Source organism: Bacillus sp. FJAT-25509, assembly GCF_001420605.1.
Lineage (GTDB): Bacteria > Bacillota > Bacilli > Bacillales > Bacillaceae_G > Gottfriedia.
In genome coordinates, this window is the sequence record NZ_LJIZ01000032.1 from 211,742 (window position 1) to 228,186 (window position 16,445).

Annotated in this window: 18 protein-coding genes; 13 read left to right on the top strand and 5 right to left on the bottom strand. The window is 33.1% G+C overall.

Going from position 1 to position 16,445, the window contains the following annotated elements; genetic code table 11:
• Positions 1 to 99: 99 nt before the first annotated feature.
• The 3 genes from AN960_RS20030 to AN960_RS20040 all read right to left on the bottom strand — a co-directional run bounded on the left by AN960_RS20030 (position 100) and on the right by AN960_RS20040 (position 2,419).
• A complete protein-coding gene (locus AN960_RS20030; RefSeq protein ID WP_056475333.1) occupies positions 100 to 711 on the bottom strand; it encodes a DsbA family oxidoreductase in 612 nt (203 codons plus the stop codon).
• A 136-nt stretch (positions 712 to 847) separates the two neighbouring features.
• Positions 848 to 1,231, bottom strand: coding sequence for a hypothetical protein (locus tag AN960_RS20035; protein WP_056475336.1), 384 nt, complete (start codon positions 1,229 to 1,231; stop codon positions 848 to 850).
• 72 nt (positions 1,232 to 1,303) lie between these two features.
• A complete protein-coding gene (locus tag AN960_RS20040; RefSeq protein ID WP_056475338.1) occupies positions 1,304 to 2,419 on the bottom strand; it encodes a BMP family lipoprotein in 1,116 nt (371 codons plus the stop codon).
• Between the two features lie 148 nt (positions 2,420 to 2,567).
• On the opposite strand from AN960_RS20040, the gene rnz reads away from it, so the two are divergent.
• The 5 genes from rnz to cbpA all read left to right on the top strand — a co-directional run bounded on the left by rnz (position 2,568) and on the right by cbpA (position 6,762).
• Complete coding sequence (gene rnz, locus AN960_RS20045) at positions 2,568 to 3,494, top strand: ribonuclease Z (protein WP_056475341.1); 927 nt, start codon at positions 2,568 to 2,570, stop codon at positions 3,492 to 3,494.
• Positions 3,495 to 3,613: 119 nt separating this feature from the next.
• A complete protein-coding gene (locus AN960_RS20050; RefSeq protein ID WP_286131762.1) occupies positions 3,614 to 4,360 on the top strand; it encodes a polysaccharide deacetylase family protein in 747 nt (248 codons plus the stop codon).
• A gap of 158 nt (positions 4,361 to 4,518) precedes the next feature.
• A complete protein-coding gene (locus AN960_RS20055; RefSeq protein WP_056475344.1) occupies positions 4,519 to 4,848 on the top strand; it encodes a lmo0954 family membrane protein in 330 nt (109 codons plus the stop codon).
• Between the two features lie 15 nt (positions 4,849 to 4,863).
• A complete protein-coding gene (locus AN960_RS20060; RefSeq protein ID WP_056475347.1) occupies positions 4,864 to 5,505 on the top strand; it encodes a PspA/IM30 family protein in 642 nt (213 codons plus the stop codon).
• Positions 5,506 to 6,114: 609 nt separating this feature from the next.
• Complete coding sequence (gene cbpA / locus AN960_RS20065) at positions 6,115 to 6,762, top strand: cyclic di-AMP binding protein CbpA (protein ID WP_056475349.1); 648 nt, start codon at positions 6,115 to 6,117, stop codon at positions 6,760 to 6,762.
• Between the two features lie 102 nt (positions 6,763 to 6,864).
• Here cbpA and AN960_RS20070 read toward each other — a convergent pair whose 3' ends face one another.
• Positions 6,865 to 7,119: a hypothetical protein gene (locus tag AN960_RS20070; RefSeq protein ID WP_056475353.1), complete on the bottom strand. Its 255-nt coding sequence runs from the start codon at positions 7,117 to 7,119 to the stop codon at positions 6,865 to 6,867.
• Positions 7,120 to 7,197: 78 nt separating this feature from the next.
• Positions 7,198 to 8,037: a pyrroline-5-carboxylate reductase gene (gene proC / locus AN960_RS20075; protein ID WP_056475356.1), complete on the bottom strand. Its 840-nt coding sequence runs from the start codon at positions 8,035 to 8,037 to the stop codon at positions 7,198 to 7,200.
• A 325-nt stretch (positions 8,038 to 8,362) separates the two neighbouring features.
• On the opposite strand from proC, the gene AN960_RS20080 reads away from it, so the two are divergent.
• From AN960_RS20080 to AN960_RS20115, 8 genes are all read left to right on the top strand, one after another.
• Positions 8,363 to 9,343: an MBL fold metallo-hydrolase gene (locus AN960_RS20080; protein WP_056475360.1), complete on the top strand. Its 981-nt coding sequence runs from the start codon at positions 8,363 to 8,365 to the stop codon at positions 9,341 to 9,343.
• 15 nt (positions 9,344 to 9,358) lie between these two features.
• Positions 9,359 to 10,147, top strand: a complete 789-nt coding sequence (locus AN960_RS20085; RefSeq protein ID WP_056475363.1) for an SDR family NAD(P)-dependent oxidoreductase — start codon at positions 9,359 to 9,361, stop codon at positions 10,145 to 10,147.
• A 119-nt stretch (positions 10,148 to 10,266) separates the two neighbouring features.
• On the top strand, positions 10,267 to 10,752 hold the full coding sequence (locus AN960_RS20090; RefSeq protein WP_056475367.1) for an SMI1/KNR4 family protein: 486 nt from the start codon (positions 10,267 to 10,269) through the stop codon (positions 10,750 to 10,752).
• A 208-nt stretch (positions 10,753 to 10,960) separates the two neighbouring features.
• Complete coding sequence (locus tag AN960_RS20095) at positions 10,961 to 11,410, top strand: hypothetical protein (protein WP_056475370.1); 450 nt, start codon at positions 10,961 to 10,963, stop codon at positions 11,408 to 11,410.
• A 767-nt stretch (positions 11,411 to 12,177) separates the two neighbouring features.
• A complete protein-coding gene (locus AN960_RS20100; protein WP_056475373.1) occupies positions 12,178 to 13,506 on the top strand; it encodes an aspartate aminotransferase family protein in 1,329 nt (442 codons plus the stop codon).
• Positions 13,506 to 14,201 carry a CoA transferase subunit A gene (locus AN960_RS20105; protein ID WP_056475375.1) on the top strand — a complete coding sequence of 232 codons (696 nt, stop codon included), beginning with the start codon at positions 13,506 to 13,508 and terminating at the stop codon, positions 14,199 to 14,201. The genes AN960_RS20100 and AN960_RS20105 overlap by 1 nt, the downstream gene beginning before the upstream one ends.
• An 11-nt stretch (positions 14,202 to 14,212) precedes the next feature.
• A complete protein-coding gene (locus AN960_RS20110; RefSeq protein WP_502692560.1) occupies positions 14,213 to 14,860 on the top strand; it encodes a 3-oxoacid CoA-transferase subunit B in 648 nt (215 codons plus the stop codon).
• Positions 14,861 to 14,866: 6 nt separating this feature from the next.
• Positions 14,867 to 16,135 carry a peptidase gene (locus AN960_RS20115; protein ID WP_056475381.1) on the top strand — a complete coding sequence of 423 codons (1,269 nt, stop codon included), beginning with the start codon at positions 14,867 to 14,869 and terminating at the stop codon, positions 16,133 to 16,135.
• The last annotated feature ends 310 nt before the right edge of the window (positions 16,136 to 16,445 follow it).

Here is a 16,445-nt window from a genome sequence, read left to right on the forward strand (position 1 = left end):
AAATTATTTTTCCCAGATGATTTTTTAAAATTAAAAAGAATGTCCCATATGTTAGTAATGAAAACAAACTTAAGGGACATCCTTTTTGATTACAGATTATTAACAGTTTCCATCAATGTCGCAGCTTAATGAAGACTGCTCAACTAGTTTTTGGTTGTTTAAAGCTTGTATAAATGCTTCTTTACTTTGAACACCTTGTAAAACTTGATCACCAATTATAAAGGTTGGTACTGCATTAATAAAATTTGGGTTTTGGATCGATGAGTCATACTTTGTATTTGAAACAGCTTCAATGAATTGAGGACGGTCTAAGCCAAGTTTTTCAGCGATATCTGCAAGTACGTTTACATCACCAATTTCTTTGCCTTCTGTCCAAAAGTCTGCTAAAACTGCTTGGGCATATTCAGTGCCTTTTCCATTTTCCTCTGCGAATAAAAAGCCTCGATGAGCTTTTTTAGTTGAAGGATGGGGATCCATAGTTGGTAAAATCATCTCAACACCAAGCTTTTGAGCAAGTGGTTGAACACCGAATTTCCATCCTTGTTGGATATAAGAACTATTTGGACTTAATGGTTCAGCTCCATCAGGTCTTAATTGGAATGGTTTCCATTCAAGCTCTACATCGCTAACTTCCTTTAGAGCGTCCTCAAGTGGTTTTTTTCCTAAATAGCAAAACGGACATACATAGTCCGAATAAATTGTAACTTTCATTATGAAACCTCCTAAATCAATTAAAGAAAGTATATACAAAATTAGAACTAAATCTCAATTTATTAGCTTCGAAATACGAAATTTTTTTAAGGGAATAACTGTTCTACAAGTAAAAAAGAAATAGAGCACGAGAGCTCTATTTCTTAAAATCATTGTTAGAATGATCATCAGGTGGTGGATTCGTTTCGATTCTAGCAGTGTTAAGATCAACAAATGAGTTTAAAAAATATTTTCTTCTTAAAAGTAAAACGGATAATAGTAATAGGCCACAAATTGATGTGAAAATCATACCAGTAATCAATCCACCTATATACATGAATGTATCCATTTGTGATGTAAATAGTGACCAAACTAAAATTGAAAGGATTCCGTCTGCTAAAACAATGGCAAGCGATACTACTAAAAACGGTAAAAATTGTCCAGTTTCTTTTGTTTTCTTTGAAACATACCTATATCCGATTGGTACAGATAAAAAGATAATAAAACAATAGAAGAGTAATATGAAATCTCGAATTGACATAGTATCACACCTAACTTTTTTTGTTGGTACTATACTATATGCAGAATATTCATATAATTGGACAAGATTTTTTTATTTACCAATTTTTACTTTTTTCTTTTTAATTTCTGCTTTTTCAGGCTTTGTAGGAGAGAAGTTTTCAAAATCTTTTTTTGTTTCTGGTACTTCGATATGTCCTGTTCTTATGTTGGCTTTATATAAATCAACTTGTTCTTTTGTGTCTTTATTTAAATTCTTATCTGTTTTTGCAAGATCAACGCCATTTTCTTTTATGCCCCATCGCAAAATGCGTCCACCTTGAAAGTTCCCTTTTAATTTCTTTGTTATTACTTCATCTACGCCTTTATCAATTCGTTTAATCGCTGATGTTAAAGTGACATTTTCCGGTAATCCTTGTTTATATTGATCCCGGTCAACACCAATTACCCAAACCTTTTTACCATTTTTCTTTAATTTTTTAGCTTCAGTAAATACACCTAATCCTGTTTTACCTGCTACTTGGAAAATTATATCTACACCTTTATCATTGTATAAGGATTTTGCTAATTTACTTCCATCTGCAGGATTATCAAATGAATTTGCAAATTCCGTCAATACTTTTATTTTTGGATCGACGGACATAATACCTGCTTTAAATCCGTATTCAAACCTTTTTATAAATGGATCTTTTGTACCACCGATAAATCCAATCTTATGCGTTTTAGTGTTCATCGCTGCTGCAATACCAGCGAGGAATGCTGATTGCTCTTCACGATAGGTAACACTTACGACATTTGGTTTTTCTACAATCCCGTCAATGATGACAAAGTCTGATTTCTTTTCTTTACTCGCAACTTCAGAGATGGCTTTTTGAAATGAATAGCCAATTCCAAAAGTTAAATCATAATTTTTCTTTGCATACTTCATTAATTCTTTTTTTGCTGCTTTGTCTGTTGGGGCATCAGTTTTTACATAATTTTTCTTTTCCTTCCAACCATGTTTCTTTCCAGTTTCAATAATCCCATCCCAAACTGCTTGGTTAAATCCTTTATCGTGAATTTCAGTTTTACCCATAACAATTCCAATTTTAAAATCTTTTTCTTTTTCTTTCTCTGATGCACTTATATTATTATTTCGATTAGCACAGCTGGTCAAAGTAAGGCAAGCAATTAATGAGATTGTGGTGATTTGGAAAAAACGTCTTCGCATTGTTTTCCTCCATAAATTAAATTTAAAAAACTAAGCTCTATTGTGTAAATTTCCCAATCAATTCATAAATCATTCTTTAAAGTGTTGGCAATTTAATATACAAGTGGTACTGTAACAATTAGAAATGAATTAAGATGGAGGCATTAACGTGAAGCTTGTATTTTTAGGAACGGGAGCAGGAATGCCATCAAAAGGTAGGAATGTAACAAGTATTGCATTACAGCTTTTAGAAGAAAGAGGGGCGACTTGGCTTTTCGATTGTGGTGAAGCAACACAGCACCAAATATTACATACGCCAATTCGGCCACGACGAATCGAGAAAATTTTTATTACTCATTGCCATGGTGATCATATCTTTGGATTACCTGGATTATTAAGTAGTAGAACTTTTTTAGGTGGAGAAGATTTATTAACAATCTATGGACCTAAAGGAATAAAAGAATATGTAGAGACTAGCTTTAAGATTAGTGGTACTTATTTAAAATATCCGATTCATTATGTTGAAACTACTGAAGGTATTGTTTTTGAAGATGACCAATTTATTGTTCAAGCAGTTGAACTTGAACATGGAATTCAATCATTTGGTTATCAAATTATTGAAAAGGATTTACCTGGAGAATTGAACGTAGAGGAATTGAAGAAGATTGATGTAAAACCAGGGCCAGTTTATAAATTCCTTAAAGAAGGGAAAACAGTAACTTTAGAAGATGGAAGAATTTTAAATGGTAAGGATTTTATTGGGCCTTCAAAAAAAGGTCGACGCATTGCAATAGCAGGAGATACTCGCATAACTGATAAAAGTAATCTACTTGCAAGAGGTATGGATGTATTAGTGCATGAATCAACCTTTGCAGATGATGAAACAACTCATGCATATGATTATTTCCATACTACAAGTACTCAAATTGCAAATGTTGCTAAGTGTGAGGGAATTAAAACCCTCTATTTAACACATATTAGTGCAAGATATCAAGGAGAAGCTTCAAAAAAATTATTAGATGAAGCATATGAAATCTTTAATAATACATATATAGCGAATGATTTTGATGAATACGATATCACCAGAAACGATTGATAAAATACAAATGAAACAGTCAGTTAAGATGCAGTACTTTTAAAAAGTTGAGAAGTGTACATAAAAGAATAGTTTAGAGACATGATATAAGTATTCTGCGTAAAAGGAAGGTCATGGCTTTGAAACAGTTAAAAGTTATCCTTTTATTTATTTTTAGTTTCCAATTTATTTTTAACAGTTCTATTGATGTATCAGCTGAAAGTAAAAATCGATATTACTACGAAAAACAAGGTACTGCTATTTGGGAAGTACCTGTAAAAGAGAAGGTATTAGCAATTACATTTGATGATGGGCCGAATGATGAATATACCCCAGAAGTTTTAGATTTGTTAAAGAAGTATAATGCTAAAGCAACATTTTTTTTAGTCGGTGAGAGAGTTGCGAAATTTCCTGAAGTTGCATTGAGAGAAATAAAAGAAGGTCATGAAGTTGCGAATCATACATTTACGCATGCTAGACTTCAGTATTTAACTGATGAACAAATAAGAGATCAATTACATAAAACTCATGATGCAATTATAGCGGCAACTCATGTCGAGCCAGTATTATTTAGACCTCCATTTGGTTACTATAGTGAGCGTTCGATAAATACAGTGCATGATCTTGGCTATTTAACTGTTATGTGGTCTTGGCATCAGGATACATTTGATTGGCAAAATCCTGGAGTATATAAAATCGTATCAAATGTACTAAAAGATACTAGAAATGGAGATATTGTTCTTTTTCATGATCACGGTGGGGACCGTAGTCAAACAATCGCAGCACTGAAACAAATCTTACCGGCTCTTCAAAAGCAAGGCTATCAGTTTGTAACGGTATCACAACTATTACAATTAAAAGCTGGAGTTAAACTCCCCAATTTTTAGTCAAAACCAGATCAATGGATTATCCAAATTGATCTGGTTTTTTGTTTGTCTTGCTTTTCTACTTCTTAAGTCTGATATAAAACCATTCCTCAGGCCATTATTCCAATATAAAAACTTGTATAAGATAAGAGTATAAGTTGAAAGGAGGCGACGAGGTCATGAAGAAGTTCTTAACTTTTATCCTCGTACTAATATTAATTGGAGTTGCTTTAGCGAATTTAGGTGGCTTGATTACGTTAGCACTTGGGTTAGTAATCACATATTTCGGTTTTAAAAAGTTTATGAAAACAGATTCGATTTTTATGAAAATCATCTGGACAATTATTGGATTAATCGGTTTATCGATAGCAATAAGTGGTCTTCCTTCTTTAATAGGTGTAGCAGCAGCAATATTGCTTTATTACCTATATAAAGATTATAAAAATCAACAGAAACTTAAAGATGATGAATTTAATATTTATGATGAAAATTTCAACCCTATAAAATAAGAGGAGTGTATGACAATGAAAAACTTATTTACTCGTATTAAAAATCAAATCTCAGCGGATTTACATGGTTTATTAGATGAGAAAGAACAACAAAATCCTATCTCACAATTGAATTACTTCATTAAACAATCTGAAAGTGAATTAGGAAAAGTAAGGGGATTACTTGAAAGACATTATTCATTACGTACGAAATTCCAGGTCGAACGTGAGGCAGCACTACAAATGGTGCAAAAACGTGAAGAGCAATTAAAGGTTGCAAATGAAGCAGGTGCAGAAGATCTAATTAAACGTGCAACTGAAGATCTAGCTTTTTATAAAGAACAAGCTGAAAAGTTTGTTACGTTAATCGCTAAAACAGAAGAAGAAATTAGCTTTATGCATGAACAAGTTAATCAAATTGAAAAAAAGTTAAAAGAGCTTCATACGAAAAAATATGACTTAATGTCTCGTCAAAACATGGCTCACGCGACAAAAAAAATAAATGAAACTCACCATTTGCTTAATAGTAAAATGCCGTCAATTGACTTCAACTACTTCGAAAAACAAATTCGTGATTTAGAACTAAGAGTACGATCAGAATTTGATCTTCAATCATTTGATTACAAAATTGACTTATTAAAAAAAGAACTGACAAATAAAGTAAAGCAAGAAGCATAATTGTTTCGAGAAGAAGAGATCACACGAATCTCTTCTTTTTTTATGTAGATAAAAAATAACAAGTAATTTCAAAATTTAGTACTGGAGAAGAAGATTAGTGAGGTAGATTTCCAATACAGGATGTTATGAGTAAGTGATTTACTAGAATTAGCTATTTCAGTGACTCATGAACCCGATTTTTAGTCTTTTTTTGATTATTTGGAATGAATTTCTCTTTTAATAATATAGATATGATGTTGACTTTAAATAGTATTGTAAAATTATTTGAAAATTTAGAATTAGTTAGTGGAACAAAAAAGGTACATTTTGAGAAAGGGCGAATTTATTATGAAAGGCTTCGAGATCGTTTTAAAAGACATTGTTATTTATTAACGTAAGTTCCGTAAGATTCCCTCATAAATAAACATCAAAAGATCTACATTGATGAGCGTATAAGGAGGTTTTTAGAGTTCAATCATTTGGATGAGGGCTTGAATCGAAGCTATTTATGTTAACAATGCTTTTAATAAAATCATGCGACTTGATGGAGTTTTTATCTGAGTAATTGTGTTATTAAAAGAGAAAAATTAAGAATGATTAATAAAATAAATTTTGAAAGTAGGGTTATTATTGAGAATTAAGGGTAATATCGTAAAAAAACATGATGTAGTTCATTGTATGGTTTCGACTGAGGCGCAATTTGCATGGGATCTTTTAAAGAAAACAAAATATCGATGTATTCCAGTTTTAAGTGAAAATGATAAAGAGTATGTTGGAAATCTTTATCGTGTTGATTTAGCTGAGTATTTAGTAGATAACGATTCTTTGCAAGGCAAAACAGTAAATGATTTTGTTCGCAAAGAATGTCCACCTATACAGGAGGATTCACCATTTTTCAAAGTTTTCTTTACGATTAAACGTTTTCCATATTTAGCAGTAGTAAACGATCTAAATGAATTTGTAGGAATTTTAACGCATAAAACAGTTTTTGAATTATTAGAAGAAGCATGGGGAATGAAGGACGGCGGTTATTCATTAACTGTTAGTACAATGGAACATGAAGGTGCATTAGCAAGATTAGCTAAGCTTGTAAATAAATATTCTAATTTGAAGAGCTGTCTTACCCTTGATAGTGATTCAGTTTATAGAAGAATTTTAATTACACTACCACCAACTATTAGTGAAGACGATTATATTAAGTTGAAAAAAGAAATCATTAAAAAAGAGTTTCATATTATGCATGAAGAAGTTGCAACAAATCATGCTACTCAAAAATGATTAAAAAGAAGAGCAAGGGGATCAAAATACCTTCCCTTGCTCTTTTATTTAATATGTTGTTTTTTTGATGCCAGTCAAACAGGCATGGATATAGTTAAAACCTTAATTTAGCTTTTTATGTACTTCATCATGATTTGATTGTTTATCTTTCTTTAATGAATCGAATTTTAATTGTAGGAGAGTTGATACTTTTTGAGGGTAGCTAAGTGGTTTGCCCTTTGCTTCTACCATTGAGCTACCAACAACATAACTGATTGTTAGAAAGCCAACAATTAAAACTAATGTGACGATTAAAGCAATTGTGATGAGAATACGCTTAATACTTGCTCGTAATACTCTACTGTTTGTTATTTTCATCAGAAAACTCTCCCCCTTAGGACAACACAGTTACCTGTATCATTTTATTACCTAAAGAAGAGAGTCATGACAAGCTGATTAAATTTTATTAATTTTTTCATATTCCTCTTGGATCTCACGTGATCGGACAGTTGCTTCAATAAAGCAATTTAAAAATGAATTGGCAACTTCACGGTCTTCAAGCACAGATATTCCAGCTTGAGTAGTACCATTTGGACTTGTAACCTTCTTCCTCAATGTCAATGGCGATTTATTCGTTTCTTGAAGCATTGAAATCGAACCCATTAAAGTTTGTTGAATAAATGGTTTGGCAATATCACGATGGATCCCTAGTGCCATTGCAGCTCGTTCAAATTGTTCAATGACATAATATATATAGGCTGGACCACTACCAAATAATCCAGTCATTGCATGTAATTCATCTTCTTCAACTTTAGCGACAATACCAACACGCTCAAATAATCTTTTTGCTGTTTGCACTTTTTCAAAAGGAACTTCATCTGGATAAGCAAGTGCTGTAGCAGATTTTCTGACGAGTGAAGATGTAGTTGGCATTGCACGAACAATATTTAGATTTTCATTGTCTAGTAACTGCTTAACTGTACTGATTGAAACACCTGCAACTAAGGAAATAATTAATTGTTTTTCGTTGAAAAAATGTTTAATTTGATCAAGAGCGACTGCAACATCTTTAGGCTTCATCGCTAAAAAAATTACACTTGAACCAGAGATTGCTAGCTGACGGTTAGTTGTAGCTAATACACCATATTTTGTATGTAAATTATCTAAACGTTCTAAATCCTCCCTATTAGTGATTGCAATTTGATCACTCTCAATATACCCACTATCAATTAATCCTGCAATTAATGCTTCTGCGATACTACCTGCACCAATAAACGCAACTTTTCCTAGAAACATTACATTCACCTCTCCTCTATTGTAATAGATATTTATATTAGAGAAATAAATGCTATATTCCTTGTTGACATATTGCTTTTATTTATTTTATTAAAAATATTTTTAAATAATTTTTAGATGCAGGCAAAATTTTAAGAAAAAAAGAAATAATTGGGAAATTTTTTTAGTTTTGTAGCGATTAATACCTTTACGGATCCCCGTGTTATTTTGTGATTTCTAGATTCTGATTTTACGTTAATGTAAAATTCTAATACATCTTTGTTTGTATTTTTTAAAATGTATATTAGAATTAACTGTAAGAAGATTCAGATAAGGAGGAATTAACATGATCCCTGAAGATAAGATTTACCAAATTACACTACCGGTACCTTATGCTATGAATACAGTAAATGTTTTTTTAGTTGAAGGAGATTTATTGACATTAATTGATACAGGAACGAACACACCAGATACATTAGATGCACTTAAAGGTGAATTAGATAAAATAGGTTATAAATTAGAAGATATTGAACAAGTGATTTTAACTCATCATCATCCAGACCATGCAGGATTATTGGAAGAGTTTAATGAAGATGTGAAAATTTTAGGCCATGAACGAAATATTCCATATTTAACGCAGGAACAATCATTCCTAAAATACTATAATGAGTATTTTATTGAAAATGCAATATTATACGGTGTTCCAGCGGAATATGTTCAAAGAATGCCACGTACGACTGAGAAAATGCCATATACTAGTAAGCGTTCATTAACTCATATTATTGATGAAGGCGATATAATTGATAGTATTTTTGGATTGAAAGTATTGTACACACCTGGTCATGCAACTTCTCACATTTCTTTAATTAGTGAGGATGATGGCATTGCATTCGGAGGAGATTTATTATTAGATAAGGTTTCATCTAACCCAATCATTGAGCCTCCATTAAATGGTGAAACCGAACGTGTAAGGCCATTACTACAATACAATCACTCTTTACAAAGAATAGCAGAACTGCCGATTACAAAATTATATACTGGACATGGTGAACCAGTTACTGATATTAAAGGGTTAGTAAAAAGTAGATTAGAAAAGCAAAAGGCTAGAGCTGAAAAAGTATATGAAATGATAAAACAACAACCGTTAACTGCATATGAAGTTTGCCAAATGTTATTTCCAAAGGTTTATCAAAAGCAACTTTCACTTACTTTATCCGAAACAATTGGTCAATTAGACTACCTGGAAAACTTAGGTTTTATTAGTTTAAATGAACGAAATGATGGTATACTTGAGTATAAAACGAATGAGCATTCAGTCAGTCAATAATAGAGGTGGGAATTTTTGAGGTTAAGTAACCAAACGGTAGTAATAACAGGTGCTTCGAGTGGTCTTGGGAAAGATTTAGCTTTATCGGCAGCAAAGGAAGGCGCTAATATCGTCTTAATTGCTAGAAGAGAAACAGAGCTAAAAAACTTAAAGGCAAAAATACAAGAAGATTTTCCAGTTAAATGTCATTATTTTGTTGTCGATGTGACAGATGAAAATGCAGTATACGATGCATTTCACCAAATCGAGGAGCAATTTGATGGAATTGATGTTTTAATAAATAATGCAGGGTATGGTCTATTTCAGACAGTTGAACAAATGTCACTTCAAGATATGAAGCAAATGTTTGATGTGAATGTATTTGGAGTCATGATTTGTTCAAAACTTGCCCTAACGTCTATGAAGCTAAAAGGGAAGGGGCATATAATTAATATCGCTTCTTTAGCTGGTAAGATTGCAACTTCGAAGGCTGCAGCATATGCAGGCTCTAAGCATGCAGTACTAGGATTCAGTAACGCTTTGAGACAGGAAGTTGAAAAAGACGGTATCTATATTACGAATATAAACCCAGGTCCGATGGATACACCGTTTTTTGATATTGCAGATGAGTCAGGATCGTATGCTAAGTCCGTTCGTAAAATGATGCTGGACCCTGAAAAAGTTGCTTCGAAAGTTATTTCTTTAATTGGAAATAATGTACATGAAATCGATCTACCTTCATGGATGGGATTTGGAGCAAAACTTTACTCTGTCTTCCCTAAGGTTAGTTATTATTTTATGATGAAATTCGGAAATAAAAAATAACAGAAGCTGTTCATAGAGCGAGCTTAGATGAGTATAGAAAAAAGAGCTAAGAGAGGAATATTCTCGAAGCTCTTTTTATTTAGGACTGTTGTAAAACATTTATAAAGAGAGGATTTAAAATGGGTATTCAAGTGTTGATTGATAAAATAAATAATTTTCCAAACTGTGTGATTCATTCTCATTCAGGCTATCCAGATGTAGAAAAAGGTCATCAACTACCAGACGATTTATATGAATTTTTTACATTATGTGGCGGAATTGATTTATTTATAGGCAGTGATTACTGTTTAACAATTGTTTCACCTGAAGAGTTTATATTGGCAAACCCCGTTATAATCGGTGAAAAAGCTGAATACGATCTATCTTCAAGTTGGTACATTATTGGACGTGATCAGAATAACGATTTTTTAACAATAGATCTAAGTAAGCCGCGTTTAGGCAGATGTTACGATAGCAATTGGGAGACTCATGGTGTAGTTGGCAGTTGTCCGATAATTGCCAATTCATTTACGGAGTTATTGGAACGTTTAGTAATAAATGAGGGAGAACATTGGTATTGGCTTCAAGATGATTTTGCATCTTTAGGAGATGCCTATGAAGATTAAATTGAAATTTGCTTGTGTTTTAAATAATGTGAGTGCAATTGGGCTCTTCCGCATTGCCATAAATAAATAGAGATTTTTTAAAACCTACTTAAATACGATAAAATTCATAGTTTCATAAATGCATAATTTGGTTGAAAATCGGAAACTTGTTGATCCCTACACAGGTAGAGAGATATTATCAAAAATAGATTAACCCGTGGGTGTAATGATGAATAAATTAAACATTTTAGAAATTAAAAATCGAAAAGAAATAATTAATGATATAGAAGTTGAATTTAATGATCTAATTATTGATGGTATTTCTCTTTATCAAAAATTAATGAAATATAACTTCATACCAAGTTTAGGCTGGGGAGTTGTTGAATTTCAAAGAGATATGATCAAGTACTTTTTACTTGAAAAACCACATGAACTTTTATGGTATCGCATTCCTATCTTAATTTGTCCAGATTGTGGGGACTTAGACTGTGGATTTATTTCAGCAAAAATAGATTTACTTGATAACAAAGTTATTTGGAAAGATTTCTATGTGGGTGATTATAATAATGACTATGAAAGAAAACTAGATTTGGGTCCATTTTACTTCGATGATCAAAGCTATAAAAAAGCGATAATTTCAGCACGAAATAGTACAAAGAATAGAATTTTATGCAATTAACGCGTGAGTTTGCAACATAAAGAAAACTGAGACCACATTTTTGTGGTCTCAGAGTGTTGAAATTTAAAATGGTCAATAGAGAAAACGGACATTAAATGTTCATTTTTTGAATAGTCTTTCTATTCATGCTTTTAAATTTTAATATGTTTGAGCAATTTTATGATTCTAATCACACTAGTAATGGATTTTTTCAGAAGTTAAAAATATTGTGAGCTAATTTTTAGAAAAACAAATACAATTGATTAGTTTATTAATTAATGTTCGATATTAATTGACCTACAAACTGATTAATAAACAACTGATAGGATACTTTAAGTAAAGGCTATTTGAATAGGTTTTATTGCAGACTTTTTTATGATGAATAAGTTGATTGGAACGAAAGGGGTGATCGACTCCTATGGATAAGCGGGAAGGCTGAGACCCCGCAGGCTAGCCGAGGAGGCTAAAGAATCTCGCCCCATGGAAAGCGAGCATCCTGTAGTGGAAATTAACATCACCCTACTCCTTTACGAAAATTTGGTAAGTTAATTGACAAGGTTGTTTTTCAACAGCGTGAGACCACATTTTTGTGGTCTTTTTCAGTTACAATCAACATTTTGCTAGTCAATTTAAAACGTCATACTAACCTATTTTTATATCCAATCTTTCCTCAATACAGCTCATTCTTTTATTCGAAGTAAACCCTATTGTTTTTTCATTAGTCTAACTTCATGGGCTTTCAACTATATATATAGTAATGAGATTTAAGTGAAAGATGGTGGGGTAGTATGACTAAACGAGATTATTTAATAAAACCGCTTGTAGGTGATAGTTATCCAACAATTGATCGAGGAGATACTATCTACCTATGGGACAAGCAAGGAAAGAAATATATTGATGGTTCTTCGGGTGCAGTTGCGGCAAGTATTGGTCATGGTGTAAAGGAAATAATTGACGAAATGGTAAAGCAAGCTTCTAAAGTGGCGTTTGTTTATCGATCACAGTTTACGAGTGAGGCGGCAGAACAATTAGCTGAAAAAATAAGTCAGCTAGCACCTGGAGATTTAAACTGGAGTTTTTTTGTTAATAGTGGTACTGAAGCAACTGAAACAGCTATGAAAATGGCAATACAGCATTTTCAAGAAAGAGGAATTCATACGAAAACGAAGATCATATCAAGAAGTATGAGCTATCATGGCATCACGATGGGATCCTTATCTATGTCAGGTCATCCTTTAAGGAGGAAACGTTTTACTAGTTTACTAGAGGATTATCCGATGGTTGAAGCGCCGTATTGTAAAAGGTGCCCATTTGAATTAGAGCCTGGAAATTGTGGTTTACTTTGTGCGACTGCACTTGATCGTACAATTCAGAAATTAGGTTCTGAAAATGTAGCGGCATTTATAGCTGAACCTATTGTTGGTGCGGCAGGTGCTGCGTTAACTCCTCCAAAAGGATATTATGAAAAAATTAAAGAAATTTGTGATAAACACGATGTGCTACTTATTGCAGACGAAGTAATGACGGGAATAGGTAGAACTGGAGAAATGTTCGGAATGAATCATTGGAATTGTGTGCCTGATTTATTAGTCCTCGGTAAGGGATTGGCGGCTGGTTATACGCCAATTGCTGCAGCAATCGCAAGTGATCGTGTAATGCAACCTATTTTAGAAGGCAGTCGACTTGTTATGAGTGGACATACGTTTAGTGCGAATCCTCTCTCTGCAAGTATAGCTTTAGCTGTTTTAAACTATGTCGAAAAAAATGGATTAGTACAAAATTCTAAAATACAAGGTGAAAAGATTAAATTAAAACTAAGAGAATGGCAGAAAGAGTATCCTTTTCTATTCGATATCAGGGGTGAAGGACTACTAATCGGTATAGAAATAGATGAAGATTTCTTTGATTGTAAAAGTGTAACAAATCGTGTAATTGAGATTGCTAAAAATCATGGATTATTACTCTATCCATCTGTTAGTGGTCCATATGGAAGATCTGAAAATAGTTTCTTGCTTTCTCCACCTTTAGTCATTACTGATGAGCAAGTAAATGAATTGCTAACTTTATTAAAGGAAGTATTTAATGAGCTAAATCAAGAAGCAAAGGAGATCGAATAATGGCAATCAATACTTTCGGGAAAATCATTAGTATTGAAGAAGCTTTGCTTTATTTTAAAGATGATATGGTGTTAATGTTCGGTGGGTTTGGAGGAATCGGTAATCCACCAACATTAATAAGGAGCATTTTAGAGAAAGGTGTGAAAGATCTTACTCTAATTGGAAATGACACGGGTTTTCCTGATGTTGGGGTCGGACAATTAGTGACGGCTAAAAGAGTAAAAAAAATGATTACAACGCATATTGGATCAAATCCGAATGCTGGAAAGCAAATGACAGATGGTACGTTAGAAATAGAGTTTAGTCCTCAAGGTACATTTATCGAACGGATTCGAGCGGGTGGAGTTGGATTAGGTGGCGTTTTAGTAGATATTGGGATTGATAGTGTAATAGATGTTGATAAACAGAGAGTGAATGTATTTGGAAAAGAGTATTTAGTTGAAACTCCTCTCATTTCAGATGTTTCAATTGTATATGCGAAAAAAGCAGATCCTTTTGGGAATTTAGTTTTTGATAAAAGTGCTCGCAATACGAATCCTTACGTAGCAATGGCCGGAAAAATCACAATTGCTGAAGTTGAAGAAATTGTTCCTTTAGGAGCATTAGAACCTGAAGAAATTATCGTACCTGGCGCTTTCGTTAACCACATCGTTCAATCGGAAGGGGTGAATTGGAAGTGGGTTTGGGAAAAATAAATCCAAGGGAAATGATGGCAAAACGTGCAGCAAAAGAAGTAAAGAGCGGTATGATTGTGAATCTTGGGATTGGAATTCCTTCACTTATCCCAAATTACTTACCAGAGGATTGTCGGGTAATGTTCCATGCAGAAAATGGCGTGTTAGGTTTAGGCCCTACTCCACAAAAAGGTGAAGAAGACGAGAATTTATGTAATGCTGCAGGATTACCTGTAACATTAATTCCAGGTTCCAGTTATTTTGATAGTAGCATAGCCTTTGCGATTATTCGAAAAGGTTTATTAGATTTAACCGTACTAGGAGCCCTCGAAGTTAGTAAAAATGGCGATTTAGCAAATTGGATTGTTCCTGGTAAAAGAGTACCAGGAATTGGTGGAGCAATGGACTTAGCTCAAAAATCAAAAAAAGTAATTGTTTTAATGAACCATACTAATAAAAATGGTGAACCTAAAATAGTCTCTGAATGTACACTTCCTCTTACATCTCCATGTTGCGTTGATTTAATCATTACTGAAATGGCCGTAATTGAAGTTAAAAAAGAAAGTGGAGAGCTTTGGTTAAATGAAGTAATGTCTCCATATTTAGTCAGCGATGTAATTGAGAAAACTGGTGCCCCACTATTTGTGAACCCAAATGTTATTGTTCATCGTTGGGAGTGATCGAAATTGGATTTGAAAACTAAAATTAATGCCTACATTCATAAAAATAAGAACAAAGCAATTGATTTACTTCAGAATCTTGTTCAAGAAAAAAGTGTTTCAGGAAATGAAGCTGATGCACAAAAAATTATCTCAAATTATTTACAGAATCTTGGATTAGTGATTGATCGCTTTGAGCCGTCAATTGAGGAATTAGCTAAATCATCCTATTTTATTTCAGAACGAACTTCATTTGAAGAAAGTCCGAATATAGTTGCAATCTTAAAGGGGACAGGAAATGGAAGATCAATTATATTAAATGGACATATAGATGTAGTTCCTGAAGGTGAAATAAGTAGTTGGGAGCGCCATCCGTATAGCGGTGAAATCGTAGGGAATCGCTTATATGGTAGGGGAACAACAGATATGAAGGGCGGCAATGTTGCTGCACTATTTGCGATTGAGGCGATAAAAAAATGTAATATTCCACTTAAAGGCGATATCTATTTTGAAAGTGTTATTGAGGAAGAAAGTGGAGGGGCAGGTACGCTAGCAACAATATTACGGGGATACGTTGCAGATGCTGTCCTTATTCCAGAACCAACTAAAATGAAAATATTTCGGAAACAACAAGGCAGTGTTTGGTTTCGAGTAAAAGTAAAAGGTAAAGTTGCCCACGGTGGAACTAGGTATGAAGGTGTTAGTGCAATTGAAAAAAGTATAATGGTTATAAATCATATAAATCAATTAGAAAAACTTCGAAATACAAGATTACTAGATGATCCTCTATACAAAAATGTGCCAATTCCAATACCGATTAATATCGGAAAAATAAATGGCGGTACTTGGCCCTCCTCGGTCTCCGATTTAGTTACTCTTGAGGGAAGACTAGGTGTTTCACCAAATGAAACAATCGAAGAAGCTAAACTTGAAATAACGAGGTGGCTTAAAACACTCTCATTAATTGATGATTGGTTTATTGAAAATCCGGTTGAAGTTGAATTTTTTGGAGCAAGATGGTTACCAGGTAGTATCGATCTTGGGCATCCATTTATGGAATCTCTAAAGAAATCCTATCAATATGTTTATAAAAATGAACCGATTATTGAAGCCTCCCCATGGGGTACGGACGGCGGATTATTTACACAAATAAAACAAATACCTACGATTGTGTTTGGACCAGGGGAAACGAAGGTTGCTCATTATCCAAATGAATACATTGATTTAGATGAATTATTTCGTTGTGCGGAGGTAATTGCCCACACTTTACTAGATTGGTGTGGGGTAGAAGAATAAAAATCATTATACTAAATTAATTGTTAAAACAAGAAAAGAAGACTAATCACATCGACAATGTAGCTATACAAAAGAAGCTGAAGTCCAAAAATATTTTCACGGAAATAATATGAGCTTTTTTTTGAGTCTAAATTGATAAAAAAATTGATTTATTGCACTTATACATTTGCCATGCCAAGAGTATTATGAATGATTGCTTTATTCCATCAATTAGGATACAAAGACAATATTAATTACATCATTTATAAAATTAAGATATGAATCTATGGGTAAAAATTTTGACTGAAAAATAATTATATAATGTTAAGGG